Origin of the sequence: Neolewinella aurantiaca, assembly GCF_008014675.1 — a bacterium.
Taxonomy (GTDB): Bacteria; Bacteroidota; Bacteroidia; order Chitinophagales; family Saprospiraceae; genus Neolewinella; species Neolewinella aurantiaca.
Genome location: NZ_VOXD01000014.1, coordinates 1 through 16,547, shown reverse-complemented (window position 1 = coordinate 16,547; position 16,547 = coordinate 1). Strand labels below are relative to the sequence as shown.

14 protein-coding genes are annotated in these 16,547 nt (G+C 52.3%); 7 read left to right on the top strand and 7 right to left on the bottom strand.

Going from position 1 to position 16,547, the window contains the following annotated elements:
• Window positions 1-203 precede the first annotated feature (203 nt).
• The 4 genes from FUA23_RS10445 (at window position 204) to FUA23_RS10430 (ending at window position 3,928) form a co-directional block, all read left to right on the top strand.
• Window positions 204-1,067 (top strand): pirin family protein, encoded by an 864-nt coding sequence (locus FUA23_RS10445; RefSeq protein ID WP_147930688.1) that lies wholly within the window; start codon window positions 204-206, stop codon window positions 1,065-1,067.
• A 108-nt stretch (window positions 1,068-1,175) separates the two neighbouring features.
• The gene (locus tag FUA23_RS10440; RefSeq protein ID WP_147930687.1) at window positions 1,176-2,111 is read left to right on the top strand and encodes a calcium/sodium antiporter; all 936 of its coding nucleotides are present in this window, start codon (window positions 1,176-1,178) and stop codon (window positions 2,109-2,111) included.
• A gap of 100 nt (window positions 2,112-2,211) precedes the next feature.
• Window positions 2,212-3,429, top strand: coding sequence for a glutamyl-tRNA reductase (gene hemA / locus FUA23_RS10435; RefSeq protein WP_147930686.1), 1,218 nt, complete (start codon window positions 2,212-2,214; stop codon window positions 3,427-3,429).
• Window positions 3,430-3,481: 52 nt separating this feature from the next.
• Window positions 3,482-3,928 (top strand): hypothetical protein, encoded by a 447-nt coding sequence (locus FUA23_RS10430; protein ID WP_147930685.1) that lies wholly within the window; start codon window positions 3,482-3,484, stop codon window positions 3,926-3,928.
• A 36-nt stretch (window positions 3,929-3,964) separates the two neighbouring features.
• Here FUA23_RS10430 and dprA read toward each other — a convergent pair whose 3' ends face one another.
• Window positions 3,965-5,062, bottom strand: coding sequence for a DNA-processing protein DprA (dprA, locus tag FUA23_RS10425; protein WP_147930684.1), 1,098 nt, complete (start codon window positions 5,060-5,062; stop codon window positions 3,965-3,967).
• Between the two features lie 336 nt (window positions 5,063-5,398).
• Here dprA and FUA23_RS10420 point away from each other — a divergent pair, with 336 nt between their 5' ends.
• The gene (locus FUA23_RS10420) at window positions 5,399-6,751 is read left to right on the top strand and encodes a cytochrome-c peroxidase (protein WP_147930683.1); all 1,353 of its coding nucleotides are present in this window, start codon (window positions 5,399-5,401) and stop codon (window positions 6,749-6,751) included.
• A 149-nt stretch (window positions 6,752-6,900) separates the two neighbouring features.
• Window positions 6,901-7,728, top strand: a complete 828-nt coding sequence (locus FUA23_RS10415; protein ID WP_147930682.1) for a mechanosensitive ion channel family protein — start codon at window positions 6,901-6,903, stop codon at window positions 7,726-7,728.
• Between the two features lie 55 nt (window positions 7,729-7,783).
• On the opposite strand, the gene FUA23_RS10410 is transcribed toward FUA23_RS10415, so the two are convergent.
• From FUA23_RS10410 to FUA23_RS10385, 6 genes are all read right to left on the bottom strand, one after another.
• Window positions 7,784-8,827 (bottom strand): lysylphosphatidylglycerol synthase transmembrane domain-containing protein, encoded by a 1,044-nt coding sequence (locus FUA23_RS10410; RefSeq protein ID WP_147930681.1) that lies wholly within the window; start codon window positions 8,825-8,827, stop codon window positions 7,784-7,786.
• 358 nt (window positions 8,828-9,185) lie between these two features.
• Window positions 9,186-9,632 (bottom strand): hypothetical protein, encoded by a 447-nt coding sequence (locus FUA23_RS10405; protein ID WP_147930680.1) that lies wholly within the window; start codon window positions 9,630-9,632, stop codon window positions 9,186-9,188.
• Window positions 9,619-11,445: a peptide MFS transporter gene (locus tag FUA23_RS10400; RefSeq protein WP_147930679.1), complete on the bottom strand. Its 1,827-nt coding sequence runs from the start codon at window positions 11,443-11,445 to the stop codon at window positions 9,619-9,621. Before FUA23_RS10400 ends, FUA23_RS10405 begins: the two co-directional genes overlap by 14 nt.
• Before the next feature lie 75 nt (window positions 11,446-11,520).
• Window positions 11,521-11,895, bottom strand: coding sequence for a hypothetical protein (locus tag FUA23_RS10395; protein ID WP_147930678.1), 375 nt, complete (start codon window positions 11,893-11,895; stop codon window positions 11,521-11,523).
• 143 nt (window positions 11,896-12,038) lie between these two features.
• The gene (locus FUA23_RS10390; protein WP_147930677.1) at window positions 12,039-14,978 is read right to left on the bottom strand and encodes a S8 family serine peptidase; all 2,940 of its coding nucleotides are present in this window, start codon (window positions 14,976-14,978) and stop codon (window positions 12,039-12,041) included.
• 149 nt (window positions 14,979-15,127) lie between these two features.
• Complete coding sequence (locus FUA23_RS10385) at window positions 15,128-15,631, bottom strand: hypothetical protein (protein ID WP_147930676.1); 504 nt, start codon at window positions 15,629-15,631, stop codon at window positions 15,128-15,130.
• 166 nt (window positions 15,632-15,797) lie between these two features.
• Here FUA23_RS10385 and FUA23_RS10380 point away from each other — a divergent pair, with 166 nt between their 5' ends.
• Window positions 15,798-16,268: a hypothetical protein gene (locus FUA23_RS10380; RefSeq protein ID WP_147930675.1), complete on the top strand. Its 471-nt coding sequence runs from the start codon at window positions 15,798-15,800 to the stop codon at window positions 16,266-16,268.
• The last annotated feature ends 279 nt before the right edge of the window (window positions 16,269-16,547 follow it).

Genomic DNA, 16,547 nt, shown 5'->3' with positions numbered 1-16,547 from the left:
CCGGTAGGGTAGGGGTTGAACCACGATTACAACGATGATGCCAGGCAAGGAGGGGCTTTTCTTAACTTTTTTTGCACCTGCGTCCCCGCCGCTTGTCCTTTAGGAATGGATACGACGACCTGGAGGAGAAGTCTGTTGCTGTAACGGCCTGCAACTACTCATGGTGCTATGTTGTTTCGTGTAGGTACACCAAAGTTCCAGTAATGAAACCCCGCTCAATCGTCAATATCCTTCCTGCTCATGCGCTGAAAATGGGACCAGTCACTGTCCATCAGCCATTGCCAACGCAACGTGTAGAGCAGATTGATCCGTTCCTTTTGCTTCACCATTTTGGACCGTGGGAGGTCGAGCCAGGGTATGACCCGCTGGATTTAGGGCCACACCCCCACCGTGGTTTCGAACCAGTGACATTCCTGTACAGTGGTGGCCTGCGCCACCGCGACAGTCGTAATAACACCGGGATTCTTAAGGGCGGAGACGTGCAGTGGATGACCGCCGGAATGGGGATTATTCACAGCGAACGGGGCAGTAAAGAGTTTCTTGATCAGGGAGGAACTCTCGAAGGGATTCAACTCTGGGTTAACCTGGCTCCCGAGCATAAATTTGTTCAGCCCCGCTACCAGAACGTAAAAGCGGAAGACTTTCCCCGTCATGACTTTGGCAACGGAGCTTCGTTGAAAATAGTTGCCGGCGAATTCATGGGGGTGAAAGGCCCCGTTAAGACGTACAGTCCGGTTACTGCCTGGCAACTTGAGCTGCCTGCCGGAGCCAATGTAATGCTGCCTGTTCCGGAGGGTTATAACTTTGCCGCATACCTCCTCGACGGAGAAATTACATCGGGCAACGGGTTCAACTACGAAGGGCGCACGCTCCTGAACTATCGTAAAGATGGTGAAGGTGTGTCTTTGACCGGAAAGGCTGAAATGACCCGAATTCTCCTTCTGGGGGGCATACCCATCGGTGCACCCATCGTTCAGCAAGGTCCTTTCGTAATGAATTCTCAAACGGAGGTGTTAGAAGCCATGCGGGATTACAAAATGGGTAAAATGGGCTTTTATATTGATTAGTGCCCAGTCAACAGGAAGGCAGAAACCGTAGAATTACTGTTGTTGGAAGAAGACGAGGGCTCCGGTACTTACTAATTCAGCTGTTGTCTTTCTATCTTTGCGCCGTATATGGATCTACTCTTACTTCAAGCCGGCATCTTCATCGTCAGCATCGCTGCGTTATTATGGGCAAGCGATAAATTTGTGGAGGCGGCTGAAAATATCGGCTTGTCTTTGGGGATCTCACCCTTCATTATTGGTGTAACCATTGTTGCCTTTGGTACATCTTTGCCTGAGCTCGCTACAAGTATTGTTGCGGTACTGGACGGGACGCCTGAAATCGTAATCGGTAACGTAGTTGGTTCCAACATAACCAATATTGCGCTCGTGCTGGGGCTTACGGCGGTGGTGGTCAAGAATATTGACCTTGAGTACAACCTGTGGCACATCGACATTCCGTTTTTGTGGGGAAGTGCATTTTTGCTCTACTTCGCGGTTATGGACGGCAATTTGTCGACCTACGAAGCATTCCTTTTTCTGGGTGGAATCGCAATTTTCCTGGCTTACAGCCTGAAGGGGCAGGACCGTCCGGACAAAAAGGACCGTCCGTCTGCAAGTTGGAAGGATTACGCATTTTTGATTGCCGGAGGAGCCATCGTGAGTATTTCAGCGAGCTATGTCATCTCGGCGATTACTGAAATTAGTGTGATTCTGAACATTGCACCTACGGTGATCGCTCTTTCTGCTGTTGCTATCGGGACGAGCCTCCCTGAGGTTGCGGTGAGTCTCGCTGCCGCCAGAAAGGGTAAAGCGTCGATTGCTGTTGGTAATGCATTAGGGTCGAACATCTTCAATACTTTCATCGTGATGTCTATTCCCCGGTTCTTCGGCAAGCTGTCTATCCCCGAGGATATCATCTCTATTTACCTTCCGCTGATGTTGGTAATGACGATTCTGCTGGGCGTGATGAGTAACAACCGGAAGATCACCCGTTGGGAAGGTCTGGTCCTGATTTTGTTCTATCTGTGGTATTTTGGTGTGATCGTTGAGAACAGCGGTGGATAAGCTTGTTATTTAGATTCGTTCCAGCTGTCTTTATACGTCCCCATGACAGAAGGAGCGCCCGCTGCATTTTACCTTTGCATTCCGCCTCAGGACTATATCTATGCTTCAGCACGTTCACATTCTTACCCTTACTCATCGTCACGCCAAGCTGAAGGCGATCGGGACCATTGTTGCCGCCTTTGAAGCGGAGGATAAATTGCGTGAGCGATTGACTTCACTTAAGGAAGACGGAAAAGTCGACGAAATATTCTACTTGTCGACGTGTAACAGGATAACCCTTCTGTTTACCACGCACAAGAAAGTGGACCAGAAATTCAGAGAGGCGTTACTGCCATCGTCTGACATCCCCGCTGCAATGGCGGAGATGGAGCACCTTTCCGGAATGAAAGCTGTTTACCACCTCTTTGAGGTGGCCGGATCGATCGATTCTCTTGTAGTTGGTGAACGACAAATTTTAGGACAGTTTCGGGAAGCTTACGAGCGTTGCCGGGAGTGGGGACTGATCGGAGATGACCTCCGCATCGTCTGCAACCGGATTGTTCTGGCAGCTAAGGACGTGTACAGCAGTACCCGGATTGGGGAGAAATCAGTTTCTGTCGTTTCTCTCTCTATGCAACAACTGCAAAAACTTCAGCCCGGAGCAGATGCCCGGATCCTGATGATTGGCGCAGGGCAAACGAACCTTCTGGTCACGAAGTTCCTGAAAAAAGCCGGGCACCAGCACCTTACGGTGTTCAACCGCACCCAGGAGCGGGCCCAGAACCTGTCTAATGCTTTCCCGAAGGGAGCCGGATATGCGCTGTCTGAAATCAGTAGCTACGAGGAAGGTTTCGATGTCTTAATCGTCTGTACTGGTTCGGCAGAACCAACGGTCACTCCGGAATTGTTCCACTGGCTGCTGGCCGGGGATGATCCAAGGGATAAGGTGGTCATTGATCTGGGGGTTCCGGCCGATGTAGCCGAAAGCACCGTTGCCGGCCATGAGTTCGAGTACGTTGGCATTGAGCAATTGCGTGCGCTCGCCGAAGAAAACATGGGATTCCGCCGCGAAGAAATCAAGCGTGCTCACGGGGTGTTGCATAAGCACCTCGGCGAATTGGAAACAGCCTACCGCCAACGCCTGCTGGAGCGCGCAATGAGCCATCTGCCACAGGAAATTAAAGCCATCAAGCACACCGCGGTCAATCAGATTTTTGCTAAAGAAATCAAAGATCTTGATCCTGACACCCGTGATCTTATGCTGCGTATGATGAGCTACATGGAGAAGCGGTGTATCGGTATTCCGATGAAGGCTGCGAGGGAGGCCATTCTTAACTGATATGAAGTTTACTGCTGGACATCTATTAGCGTTGGTACTGTATTCTGTGCTTATGCTCACGGCCAGTTGTATTGATGATGACCTGCAGGATTTGAGCTGTGATGCTCAGTCCTTCAGCCAGGTGCCTGGCACCTGGGGCAGCCCAAAGTTCATATCCAGCGCTTCCAGTTGCTATCAGGATGAATGCGTCGCGATGAACTTCGAACTCAACTCTGATCTGTCGTATAGCCTTGCGTACACCATTACAAATAGTCAGACCGATTCTGTTCTGCGTACAAAGGTTGATCAGGGGACATTTGAGTTCGAATGCCTGCAGGCCGGTAAGTTATCTGGTCGGTATTCGTCGGTTAGTTACGTCGAAGGCCTGCTGACGTTGAATTCAGATTCCCTGGAGCGGGTGGAGTGGGCCCTCAGCGCTAACGGGATTGAAGGCTTAATAATTCAACCTGAATATCTGGGCTTTACCCACGATGCATATGTTATGCTCGCAAGGCAATGAACCGTTTAGTGATTGTCCGGGCGTACAGAATAGCTGTTAACAAAGCCGGTACCGATGCCCTGGCAGGGCTGCTATTATGCCTTTCATTTCCAGCATGAGGAGTAAGCTTGCTAACTGTGCCGGAGGTTGCTGAAGGGTGAAACGAAGTTCATCGATCTCGACGCCGTCCCGATCACGGAGTTGGTCGATCAGTGCCTGCTCAGAAGGATCAAGGTTCTTGAAGAGACATTGCTGGCGGCCAGCGACATGACCTTTCCATCCCAGGAGTCCGATTATGTCATCGGCGGATTCGATGAGGTGGGCTTTACCGGTTTTGATGAGGTTGTTGCAGCCTTCAGTAAGGGGGTCACCTCCACGACCGGGGCATGCACCCACCTTTTTGCCCAGATCGTGGGCCATCCTGGCGGTGATCATTGAACCTCCCCGGGCAGCAGATTCGACAACGACAGTAAGGTCGGAGAGCATCGCAACTACGCGATTGCGGGCCGGGAAGTGGTCCTTTTCCGGTTTAGACCAGAAAGGATAAGCAGTTAGTACCCCTCCTCCGTTTTCGGCCATCCGAAGAGCTGTTTTGGCGTGTGCCTGAGGGTAAATACGATCAAACCCGCTGCCCATAACCGCAAGGGTAGGGAGGCCGGCCTGAAGACAGCGGCGGTGGGCGTAAATGTCTACGCCGTAAGCGAGGCCACTCACGATCAGTGGGCTGAAGTTGGTCAGAGGATCAAGGATACGCTCAATCTGCCGGGCACCATTGCTGCTCATTTCCCTGGTGCCAACCACGGCGACAGTCCGTGGGTTGTTGAGGTCTGCCTCACCGTAATAATAAAGGATTGGCGCTGCACCGGTATGCGGTTGCATTCGGGAGGGGAAGTTGTCGTCCAGGCAGCAAAGCACACTAATGTCATGGCGTTCAGCATGACGGATTATGGTTTCGGCTTCGCGAAAGGCGCGGTCTGTATTGCCAAAGGAATCGGCCGTTTTTTGGGCAATGCCGGCTACCTCACAGAGCTCCTGCGTCCGCGCCCGGAAAACTTCCTCTGCACTGATGAAATGTTGGATAAGGTTTCGGAAAAGCTTTGGCCCTATGTTGGGCATACGACTGAGAGCGAGCCGGGAAAAAGTATCCGGATGCATGGCTAAAAGTAAATGGGAGGGGAGAAACGCTGCGGGAAAGGGGAGGAGGGATGGGATAAAAAAAGGAGCGTTTGACAATGCGCAGCGTTGCAAATATAATGACGGCAAACAAATTGTTTTGCATTTTCATGCAAAACATCTAACCAGGTGTTAATCTTAACGGGGCGGGCGAAGGAATTTTGTATATTTGCAGTCAATCCTAGTAGCTTTTTCTTAGTTTTTACGTCATATAAGCCGACTGAGTCTCAAAACGATCCGTTCAAAGTGAAGTTTGCATAACTCAGTGAAGGCGACCTGCCTACAATTGCTTTTAATACATCATATTGTAATCTCCCCATGTGTAAATCATTACTCAAATTATCATTGCTGCTATTGCCTGCAATGATCGCAGTCTCTGGCTGTGTCAACGACACAGCTGTGTCTCCCCTGGACACAGAGCTGGAGCGTACTCTTATCCGCCTTAGCGAGAATAACACACTCGATGATTACATCCTGCCGGATGGAAGCAACCTTGCTGGTATTCCTGCCGGAATCGGTAACCCCCTGACCGAAGAAAAAATCGCTCTCGGTAAACTCCTTTTTTACGAGACTGCTCTTGGTCGGGATGCCGTGCATCCCAGGAATGTCCGAACTTTCAGTTGTTCTACCTGCCATGTGCCGGAAGCAGCTTTCACCCCTGGCTCCGCCCAGGGTATCGCAGACGGTGGCTCTGGCTTCGGAACTTTTGGTTCAGGTCGTGTCATCGACAGCCACTATGAAGAAGACCAGATTGACTCACAGGGAGCACGCCCCCTTTCTATGCTTGGCGTTGCGTATGTAACCAATTCTATGTGGGCCGGACGTTTCGGTTCACGCGGCTCTAACGCTGAGTTCGAAAATATCTGGGGCGTTTACGACGAAACTACAGAGTTGAACCACCTCGGACTAGACGGTCTGGAAACTCAGAATATTGATGGTACGATTACGCACCGGATGAGCACCGATGATTATTTGCTAGACACGCTGGGCTACCGCCGCTTGTTCGACCAGGCCTTTCCTGATTTTGAAGGCGAGGCCCGTTACGGCAGAGTGGCTATGAGCTTCGCGCTTTCAGCTTACATCCGTACCATCATCCCGAATAAAGCCCCTTGGCAGGATTGGCTGAGAGGTAATAAGGATGCCATGACCGAAAGCCAGAAGAACGGAGCGAAACTGTTCTTCGGTAAGGCTGGCTGTTACCGCTGCCACAATGGCCCGATGCTGAACGGAAATACCTTCCATGCGATTGGTGTGAAGGATTTGGTCAGCCATCCTGATGCTAAGAATACCAGCTTTGAGGACCACCGGAACTTTGGTCGTGGAGACTTTACCCGCCGTGAGGAGGATATGTACAAGTTTAAGGTGCCTCAGGTGTACAACACCAAGGATATGCCTTTTTACTTCCACGGAAGCAGCAAAACTGATTTGCGTGAGGTAGTAGAATACTTCAACATCGGCATTCCTGAGAACGAGCGTGTGGGTGCAGCCTATATCTCTGACTTCTTTCATCCGCTCAACCTGACGGAGACCGAAGTGAACGAGCTGACCGACTTCCTTGCCGAAGGGCTCTACGACGCAGAACTTACACGTTACGTGCCCGAACAGGTTCTTTCTGGTGTATGCTTCCCGAACAGCGACACCCAGAGTTTGGAAGACATGGGCTGTGAGTAATAGCCACGTCCGGTCCGGAAACCCTGATTTTGGAAGCCATCTCGTTTAACTACGTGCATCTCCGCTTTCAATGGAGAACGTACACAATACTGCATAGCAAGCCAATCAGTCCTGGCTCAACTGCCTAACTATTTAACTATTTTCGCACTATGGAAACAGGAAAGATAGAAGAGTATCTGGAGATGGCGAGTGATGCCGTTATTGCTTACGCCCCTAAAGTCATTGTTGCATTATTGATCTTGCTGATTGGTATCAGGGTAATCAATAAGGTCGTCAGCGTTTCTGTCCGAAGCATGACGGAGAGAGGCATCGGTGCGGATCTAACCCCTTTCCTGGGATCTATTGTAGGAATCGGGCTCAAACTGATGCTGGTCTTCGCAGTAGTTACTATCCTTGGTTTTGATGTTGCCGCCTTTGTGGGCATACTGGCGGCAGCCGGCTTCGCCGTCGGACTGGCCCTTCAGGGAAGCCTCAGCAATTTTGCCGCGGGAATCATCATCGTTTTATTCCGGCCTTATAAAATAGGTGACTGGGTACAAGTACCCGACGAGTTTTTCGGCCAGGTCGAAGAGATCCAGATTTTCAATACTATCCTCATTACTCCGGGTAAGAAAACCCTTATCGTTCCTAACAGTGAAGTGATCAGTGGTGTCGTAACGAACTATAGCGAAAAAGGACACATCCGCCTGGAGCTGACACTTCTGCTTGGTTACGAAGAGAGCTTTCCTAAGATTAAATCGGTTATCGAAGAAGCGCTTCGGGGGGTAGAGGGAATCCTTCAGGACCCTGCACCGGAGGTCGGTATCGAATCATTCGATACGCACAACGTGGTTGTCGCAGTCCGGCCGTTTGTAACACCAGACGATTACTGGGAAGGAACCTTTGCGGTTCATGCTGCCATCAAGTCTGCTTTGTCTGCGGCAGGAATCAAAATGGCTTATTCCGAAGGAGTTGACCTCGGCCCTATCGGCGAGTAAGCGAAACGAAAGGAGCGGTAACAGCGGCAACTCAGAGATTCGCCAACTCAGAAACTCACGCTTCCCGATTGATGCGCGGCAAAGCGAGTAGGGCAATCAGCCCGATCAGTACATTGCAACCAACATTGATGGTGAAGAAACTGATGTTGGCCCAGCTGAAGCTATTCAGAGAAGAGATGCCGTAGAGTTGCAGTGCTTCTCCGGTCAGGAAGTGGTAGGTTCCCATCCCTCCGGGGCTGGGGATCACGATACCCCAACCTCCAGAGACAAAAGTGACCAGAGCTGCCTCGAAATTCAGGGCGGCCGTAGGTGAGAATGCAAGAATCACGAAATAGGTCATCAGGACGTACATGATCCAGATGTTGATGCTGTGGAGGAAGAACAGCAGTGGACTTTTTACTTTCAGGGCAGTCTGCATCCCTTCACCAAAGCCTTTGACAACGCCGATGATCTTTTGGCCAATTGCACTGTCCATTATCCGGGCGCGTTGCCACCAGACAAGGCCCAGTACCAAAACGCCCGCGATTGCACCGAAGATGACGAGCGTTTGCAGCGTCTCCACCTTGTCGCCAAGGTCTACCAGTTCAGTGGCTTTATTCCAGAGCCTTTCGCGGCCGAGGAGCAGCGCAATGCCGGTAATGCTCAGCAGCATCACAACGTCGATAGTGCGCCCAACGACGATGGTGCCTACTACGCGTTCGAGGCTGATTTTTTCGTAACGGGCCATTGTCGCGGCGCGTACGACTTCGCCGATGCGGGGAAAGCCAAGGTTGGCGAAGTAACCAAGATTGATGGTGAGAAAGGCGTTGATGAGCCGGGGCGTATTGCCGAAGGTGCGCAGCATCATATTCCAGCGAAGGCTCCGGCTGAGGTTGCTTACAGAAAAGGCCACCAGTGTCATCAAGAGCCAGAGGGGATTGGCGCTTTTGAAGTCGGCGATCAGCTTGTCGAGCAGACTACACTGATCGGCGGGCGTGCCATCAAGTTTACACTGTTCCAGGTAAGCGGTTTGCTGACTGCGGTACATCAAAAACAGGATGCCGAAGCCTACTCCGATGAAGAGCAGGAATTTTAGAGCGTTGGCCAGGTTCTTGTTCATGGTGCAAAGGTAGGTTGGGCTGCCGGTCTTTTTATATGGGCGCAAACTAGATTGTCGCGATTGCTCCTCCCCAGCGCAGCGATGTGGGGAGGCCGGGAGGGGGTTGAGCGACAATCTGGGTTGCACCCTTTTATATTGTCAGCTTATTGATACCTCCTAAGCTCCGTTCGTTGGTTGCGGCCGATTTTTTTGCGCGGCCGCAGGTGCAGGGAATGTTTTCAGTCAAGTTGGTTTTACTCAGGTCCGGCTCTTTTCAAAAACCGTTCATTGCATCCTGCGATCTCGCCAAAAAAAATGGCTGCCATCCCGGGAGTTTCCGGAACAGCAGCCATTTTAACGTTGCAAATTCAGCGGGTGATTAACCCCGCCACTGGGCAAATTCGGTTGCAGACGGGCGCTTCGTCCACATCATTACCAGCATGAATCCGGAGATCAGAAGCAGGTTGAGGTTGCCGGTGATCAAAGCGAAAACACAGGCTACAAAACCCGCTCCTTCCAGGAGCGCAAGACGAACAATGACCGCCGAACGGTAACCGTTCAACGCGGCGTCGCTATCCGCCCGCTTTTCCTCCGGAAAAGCCGCAAGCACCTTAGTGGATACGATGCGCGACATCGTCAGGCACATCAGGCCGATACCGCCAACGATGAGCAGGTCGGTCGTCTCGCTCACAATTGCTCCGCTTCCAACCTGCGAACCAGAAGTATGAAGGTAGTAAACCACCCCGGCGAACAGGCCGAGCCCGGCCATAAGCGCGTAGGCGATGATGGTGAGCTGCCCGAGGTCGCTGTCGTTAGTCGATTCCATGCATCATTTTTTTCATCCACCCGGAGATGGCAATGAAGACTAAGCCAGCGGTAATTGGTACCGCCGCAAAAATGAGGAAGAATCCACTAAGGCCGATTTCATCCGCAATTGGTTCGATGTAGGAGCCCGTAAGGCCCGCTGCGAAGTTGGCGATGAAGTTGGCGACAAAGAAAACGCCAAACATCAGGCCGATCAGACGAACAGGGGCCAGTTTGGAAACATAGCTGAGACCTACCGGAGAGATACAGAGCTCGCCCAGGGTGTGGAAGAGGTAGGCCGCAATTAGCCAGAACATGCTCACCTGAGCAGTCTTGGCTCCTTCGGGAATGCTAAGAGCGCCTACGGCAAGAATAGCAAAACCGATACCCAACAGGATGAGGCCCATTGCGAACTTAACCGGCCCGCGTTTGAGCCAGGAAATTTTCTTTTCCCAAAGCTTAGCAAAAGCCGGTGCAAAGCAGATAATGAACAGACTGTTGAAAATCTGGAACCAACCCGCAGGCACTTCAGGCTCCGTGGTGGTGAACTGTTCGTACAGCATAATGCCAATCAATATCCACACAATGACAAAAGCCAGGGCGAGCACAAGGTTGGCAACGGAATAGTGCTTGAACGTGATGCTGAACAACTTGAGCAGCACATAGGTAAGGACCATGACGGGAACTACAGTAAGCAGGGTGTTCGCAATACGGAAAGTACCTGCGCTCCCTGCATCCAGTGTTCTGTCGGTGTAGTCCAGGGCGAAGATGGTCATAGATCCTCCTGCTTGTTCAAAGGCCCACCAGAAGAAGACGATGAAAAAACTGAAAACTATGATAGACCATACCCGATCCCGTTCAACTTTGAGGAGCGACTTGTCTGAAACAATCCAGCCAACGAAAGCAATAACAGCACCGATAATGATGGGGGGCATGAACTGGCGGCTGAAGGTCTGCAGCGCATTAGCTTGTGGTTCCATGAAGGCAACAATCAGGAAGTAAACCACCGCAGCGATAGCAGTGCCGATAATAGCCCAGCGGATTGCCCGCGGACCTTCTTGTCCGTCGCCATGAGAGACCTCAGGGAGTTCTTCGGTGGCGAGACCTTTTGCGAGGTTGCCGTCCAGAATAGCTCCGTCGGGCTCGATCGCATTGGCTGCAGCCACGCCATCGTCGTATGCCTGAAGTTCGCTAGGGGCAAGGCCGATCCGACCAAAAATACCCTGTGCAAAGAAGAACTGGATCAGACCGATCAGCATGAAAATACCAGCAAGGCCGAAACCGTAACTGTAGCCCCAATCTGCGCTCTCACCGTAGTAGCTACACAGCATGATGCCGAGGAAGGCACCGGCATTGATACCCATGTAAAAGATGGTATAAGCACCATCCTTAAGTTCAGGTTCTTTGTCGTAAAGCTGTCCTACAATGGAGGAGATATTAGGTTTAAAAAGTCCGTTCCCAATAATCAGGAGTAGAAGGCCGAGGTAAAAAGCCCAGTCGATTTCCAGCGCCATAGAGGCATGGCCCAGGGTCATAATCAAAGCACCTGCCAGTACTGCTTTTCGGTAACCGATGTATTTGTCGGCAATTATTCCGCCAATCATCGGGGTGAAATAGACAAAACCTGTATAAATTCCATAGAGAGCGAGTGCGTCCGCACGATCCCAGGGAGAGTCACCAAAGGCAACTTTTACAAGGAAGACAACGAGCAAAACCCGCATGCCGTAGTAACTGAAACGTTCCCACATCTCGGTAAAGAAGAGAACGAAAAGCGCGGGTTTTTGCCCGAAAATATTGCCCTTCACATTAGGAAGGGAAGATGAACTTGTATCCATAATCCGTTTTTAGTCGCGCTAAAGAAACGAAATTTAGTCTAAGCAGTCGCTTTTCTACGATGGGTAAAGCGTTATTTATTTCTTAGCGTCCGCTAAATGACTACGTTTCAGTGTTTTTCTGAGACTGGTGCCGAACCACCCGCCAAGGCCCGCAGTGATGCCACCCCACAGGGCGGTAATCAGGACCAGTCCCCAACCGTTGCCCACCCCAAAAGTGACCGCCAGCCGGTCGGTCAGCCGTCCTTCCGAGTCGAGGTGCAGAAAACTGGTGTAGATGCCCCAAACCATCACCCCGGCAATGAAGGCCAGCCAGAACCCGCTGCGCTTCCACACCGGAAAGAGGAGGGCAAGAATTAACGCCGCCAATCCGTGTGCCCACCAGGCCAGACCTATGTAGAGGCATAAAATGGTGATGAGAATGACGGTCAGCAGGTAGAAAAATCTGTACATAGCTAGGTAGGTCTTGTGGGCGGGTTCGGTGCTTACGCTGAAGGCAGGGAAATGATGTGTCCTCAAGACACAAAGCAAAGAGCGTTCGCCTCCCTCCGGAAACGAAGCAACTCACTGCCCTGCGGAACCGAAAAGGTCAGTAATTACTGCCGAATAAGCCTGCGCGTACCGGCAAGACCATCCTGGGTAATTACCCGCACAAGGTAAACACCGGCGGGTAGGGCACTGAGGTCTAACGTAGCAGAAGTGCCGGAGGTGTTAGCAGAGGTACTGATTTTTTTTCCGGTGAGGTCAAACAACTGAACTTCCCGTGGCTGAAGGCCATCAGACCAGCGAACGGTTGCAAGGTTTGCGGCCGGATTAGGGAAAACCGACCAGGCGGCAGCTTCCAGCCTGCCGTCAGGAGTGTCCGTACAAACGTTGTCGAAGACGAAAGCCTGGAAAACGCCCGCGACGCTGTCGCAAACGCTGGCGATTTCGATCTCATTAGTGCCACACAGGTTGGCGCCATCTACGCTAACATAGGTGGTGTCGGTGTCTACTTCTGCCCAGTCATCCATCGAGTCGGTTGGGCGGTAGCGCAGACGGTAGCTGCCGCCGGGGGCAGCACTGGCGGGCCAGGTGAAGACCGTCTGGCCGGCGTCGTTGTCGTAGCTTGCGGTTAGGGCGCGGGGCGCGGGGCAACCATCGGCTTCAGCGATGTTGATGCAGTAATCTTCTACTTCGCCAAATCCGGTACTGACGGGGCAGGCCCCGCCCCGAACACCCCGGTACTGCATCATTATACGCATCCGGGTCAGCAGGAGGTCGGCATCTTCGGGGACGGTGATAAGCCCGGTGACCGGCTCTCCGGCTACGCTTTCCATTTCCAGCACAATTTCGGTGGAGCTGAAGCGGCCGTTCTGGTCCCAGTCAACGTAAATACGGAAGTCTTCTTCGGCCAGAATTCCCTCTGCCGAAGCGGGAGTGAGCGTAACGGGGTATACACCGCCACGCACAAAAGCCCGGTCGGTCAGGTTGCCAAAGCTCGTGTAGGCTCCAGCCTCGGCTCCGCTTTCATTGACGATGATGTCGCCAATGTTGACGGCACCAATCCATTCTGTTTCGTTGTCGAATTCGTCGGGGGTACAGTAATCGGCCTCTTCGCAGGAGCCACAGCCGAAACTGAGGATGGTCATCCGTTGGCCAAAATCAGTCTGAAAAGTATCGCAGTCGGTCTGGAACTCAAATTCGTACTCGGTGCAGGGTTCGATGTTGCCGGCAACGGCGATGGTTCCGTTGTTGGAGGTTCGGGTGAGCCAGTTCTCTTCGCCCAGTTTGCGGTAGCGAACGCGGTAGAAACGGCCAGCCAGTAGTTCGGAGTAGTTGGCGACGAAAATTTGCCCCGCTTCGGCTTCGATGGTAAGGTCTTCGGGGATAACGCAGCAACCGTCGGTAGAAACGGTTTGTATTTCAGTCTCTACGGCGGATGATCCGCAGTTGCCGACGAGTTGGAAGTCGTAGGATACGCATGCGGGCAGGCCGGTGAGCTCGTAAGGCGAGGTGGGGGAGGAGAGGGTAGTCCATTCGTTGGTACCCGTGATGCGGTAGCGGAGATCCACTGCGTCCAACGAAGCGACGGCGCGCCAGCTAACGGTGATCTGATCGGCGGTACCCTGAGGTGGAGCGGCAACAAAACTGGTGGGGGCCAGGCAGGCATCGCAGGCTGTCATCAGGTCACTCATTGCTGCGCCAACGTCTAGTGCTCCGCCGGTGACGGTAATTCCGGCAAGACTCTCGTTAGGGGCCACATTGTTTAATAGTGCAGCACTTACCCGTCGGGCAGCAGCAGCGGGGTCGGAGACAAGCAGTTCACCGAAGTTCGCGCAGGGAGCGGAGTAGAGCAGTGCGATGGCGCCGGCCACGGAGGGAGTAGAGGCGGAAGTGCCTCCGAAATAGGCATAGTTATTGCCAACGTCGGTAGTAAAAGCATCGCGGCCGTAGGCTCCAAGGTCAATCGAGGTAAGCCCGAAACCAGCACTGTTAACTTTTTGATTGTCGGTATTGAGGTTAGTCACAGAAATCAGGTAATCGGAAGGGCATGCCGTTGGCAGGTCGCCATCTTCGTCTACGTCGACGTTTGTGTTAGCGGTAGCACCTGCGTTGAGGATGCCCGCTTCGCCGAGTCGATCGTAGAGATCACACCAGATGGGTGCATCATCGGGGTTGCCAAAGTCGCGACCCCAGCTGGCGTTGGTGGCAACAACGTAGGCGCCTTCGGTGCCGTTGGTTTCATCGTATAGTAATCGGCTTTCGAGGGCGTAGCTATAGGCTTCGATGACCTCGCTTTCTAAGCTGATGAAGTTGTTCTTGATGATCATCAACTTTATGTCCCAGTTCATTCCGGCCACTCCGACCTCGTTGTTTCCTTTAGCGCCTACAAGGCCTGCAACGGAAGTACCGTGATCGTCAAACTGACCAGCTTCAATATTACTGGTGTCTTCGGAGGTGTTCCAGCCGTGGTAATCGTCGATGTAACCGTTATTGTCATCGTCGATGCCGTTTCCTGGGATTTCGTCCCGGTTTATCCAGAGGTTAGGGGCAATGTCTTCGTGGTCGGTATCGACGCCGTCGTCTATCACGGCGACTACGATGGTGTCTCCGTTGATGGTGACGCCACCGGTAGTGATGTCCCAGGCAGATTCCACGTTGTGGTCTGCACCAATAAGTCCGTTGATTTGACCTGAATTGACGTGTTGCCACTGGTCATCGTACCGAAGATCGTTAGGAGTTGCCCGGCGCTCAATAAAATGATTTCGTTGGAGGTAGACCACGGCAGGATCGGGCCAGTATTTGCGGCGGAGCTCGGCTTCGGAATAGACATTGAAGTCGTAGGTGAGCAGCCAGGTGTTCAGCCTGCGACCCAGGGGCTCAAACGATGTCAGTTCGGGCACTGCCGTCAACCAGTTCTTTGCATCTACGTCTGCGCCCAACTGAACGATCAGTTCGCCCTGACGATGGTCGAGTTGCTGGGCCGAAAGGCTGGTGGCAGACAGTAGGAAGGCAAGGCAGAAAAGTGTGAATAAAGTAGAAACAGGGCGCATGAAACAGTTTTGTGTGCGGAAAGTACAACCATTACGCAGGAGCGTGATACCGTAGTGCTTTCCTGTTTGTATTTATGACGACTTATCGGTGGTTTACACCATCTGGTATTACCGGTGCACCGCATGTTGATGCCACCCAGCCTGCCTGGCTACTTGGCCACCCGTCGCCAGGCTACACGAATGATGATCAGCAGACCAACAAAAATACCTAATAACCACTGGATGGGCAGGTGAGTGAAGGTGTAAATGCGGACCCGGTCCATGAACCACATAATGGCAAGTGCCGCCGAAATCATGATCACCAGGCCGGAGAGGCGACTGAAGCCGGGGAGCGATTCGATGAGAACCTGTCGTTTTACGATGAAGAACGTAAGGAGCATACTCGCAACGGGCAGAACCTGAAGCATGATGTTGGCGTCCATCACGCTGCCTCGTTCAAACATCCACTTGTAAATGGTGTAGGCCACTGATAAGATTGCCGGTACCGCGACCAGATAAACCAGCGTGGAGTAGAGGTAGTTCCATGGTGGCAGGTGGCCTTCTTCCCGCTCCATCCAGCCGGCCAACAGGGCAGCAAAGGGGATGAGCGCAAAATAAAAGAGGACATTAGCGGGGTGGTCCAGGGCGTACTGGAATAGATCGTTGATAGTCATGAAGGCAAAGATAGAATTTAGGTAATTAGGAATCAGACACTGGTGGGGTGTCATCTGCCAGCGCCTGGTACAGGTGCTTCTGGTTTCTAATTTATAACTATATGACAATTCCTAAGAAAAACAGCCCCACCTTTGCACTCTGTTTGTAACATCAGACCAGAAACTTATGTCTAAAACTACTCCGGCTCTTTACGAATTTATCTGGTGGGCCTTCACCCTCGTCCTTGCGGGCCTGGTGCTGCTGCCTGTGTACACGCAGTTGCCGGAATTTCAGCACCTGGTGCCGAATTTCGTTTACATCGTGGTGGCGGTCACATTTACCCGCTACCTGTTCTTTCTGGACATCTCCTGGTTGCGCGACCATTTACTGATCCAAGGAGCGTTAAGCATTTTGCTCCTGCCGCTTATTTTTTGGATGGTGCAGTACCTCAATAGTTTCATCCTGTTCTTCGACGAAAAGGGGCCCGACGTACTGATCCAGCACCTCGATAAAGACACGGGGACTATCATGAACCGCTACCTGAAAACGGAGTATCGCTTTTTCAGCATTTGGGCCATCATCGCTACGGCAATCATGCCTTTTCGCCTGCTGTTCAACGTATGGAAAAGATACGGTGCGGGTGTGCGGAAGCTGTAGCGATGCAAACGGCACGGTACGGTGCTGCACGGCAGAGGGACAAAACCATGGCCGGGCGCTGATAAGTGCAACATCATGCGGTGTGTATCACCAAATGCACTATTATCACGAATTTGCCGCCTGTAATGTCTCCCCTCTCCCGAGGAGAGGGGCCGGGGGCAGGGCTAACGCATACTATCTAGAAAAACTTTATCACGGGCCTTATCGGACCACATCGCTCGCATTCGTTTATGCTTAACACCAGCTTTACTGGGTCCATCAGCGTGTAAATTGATACTC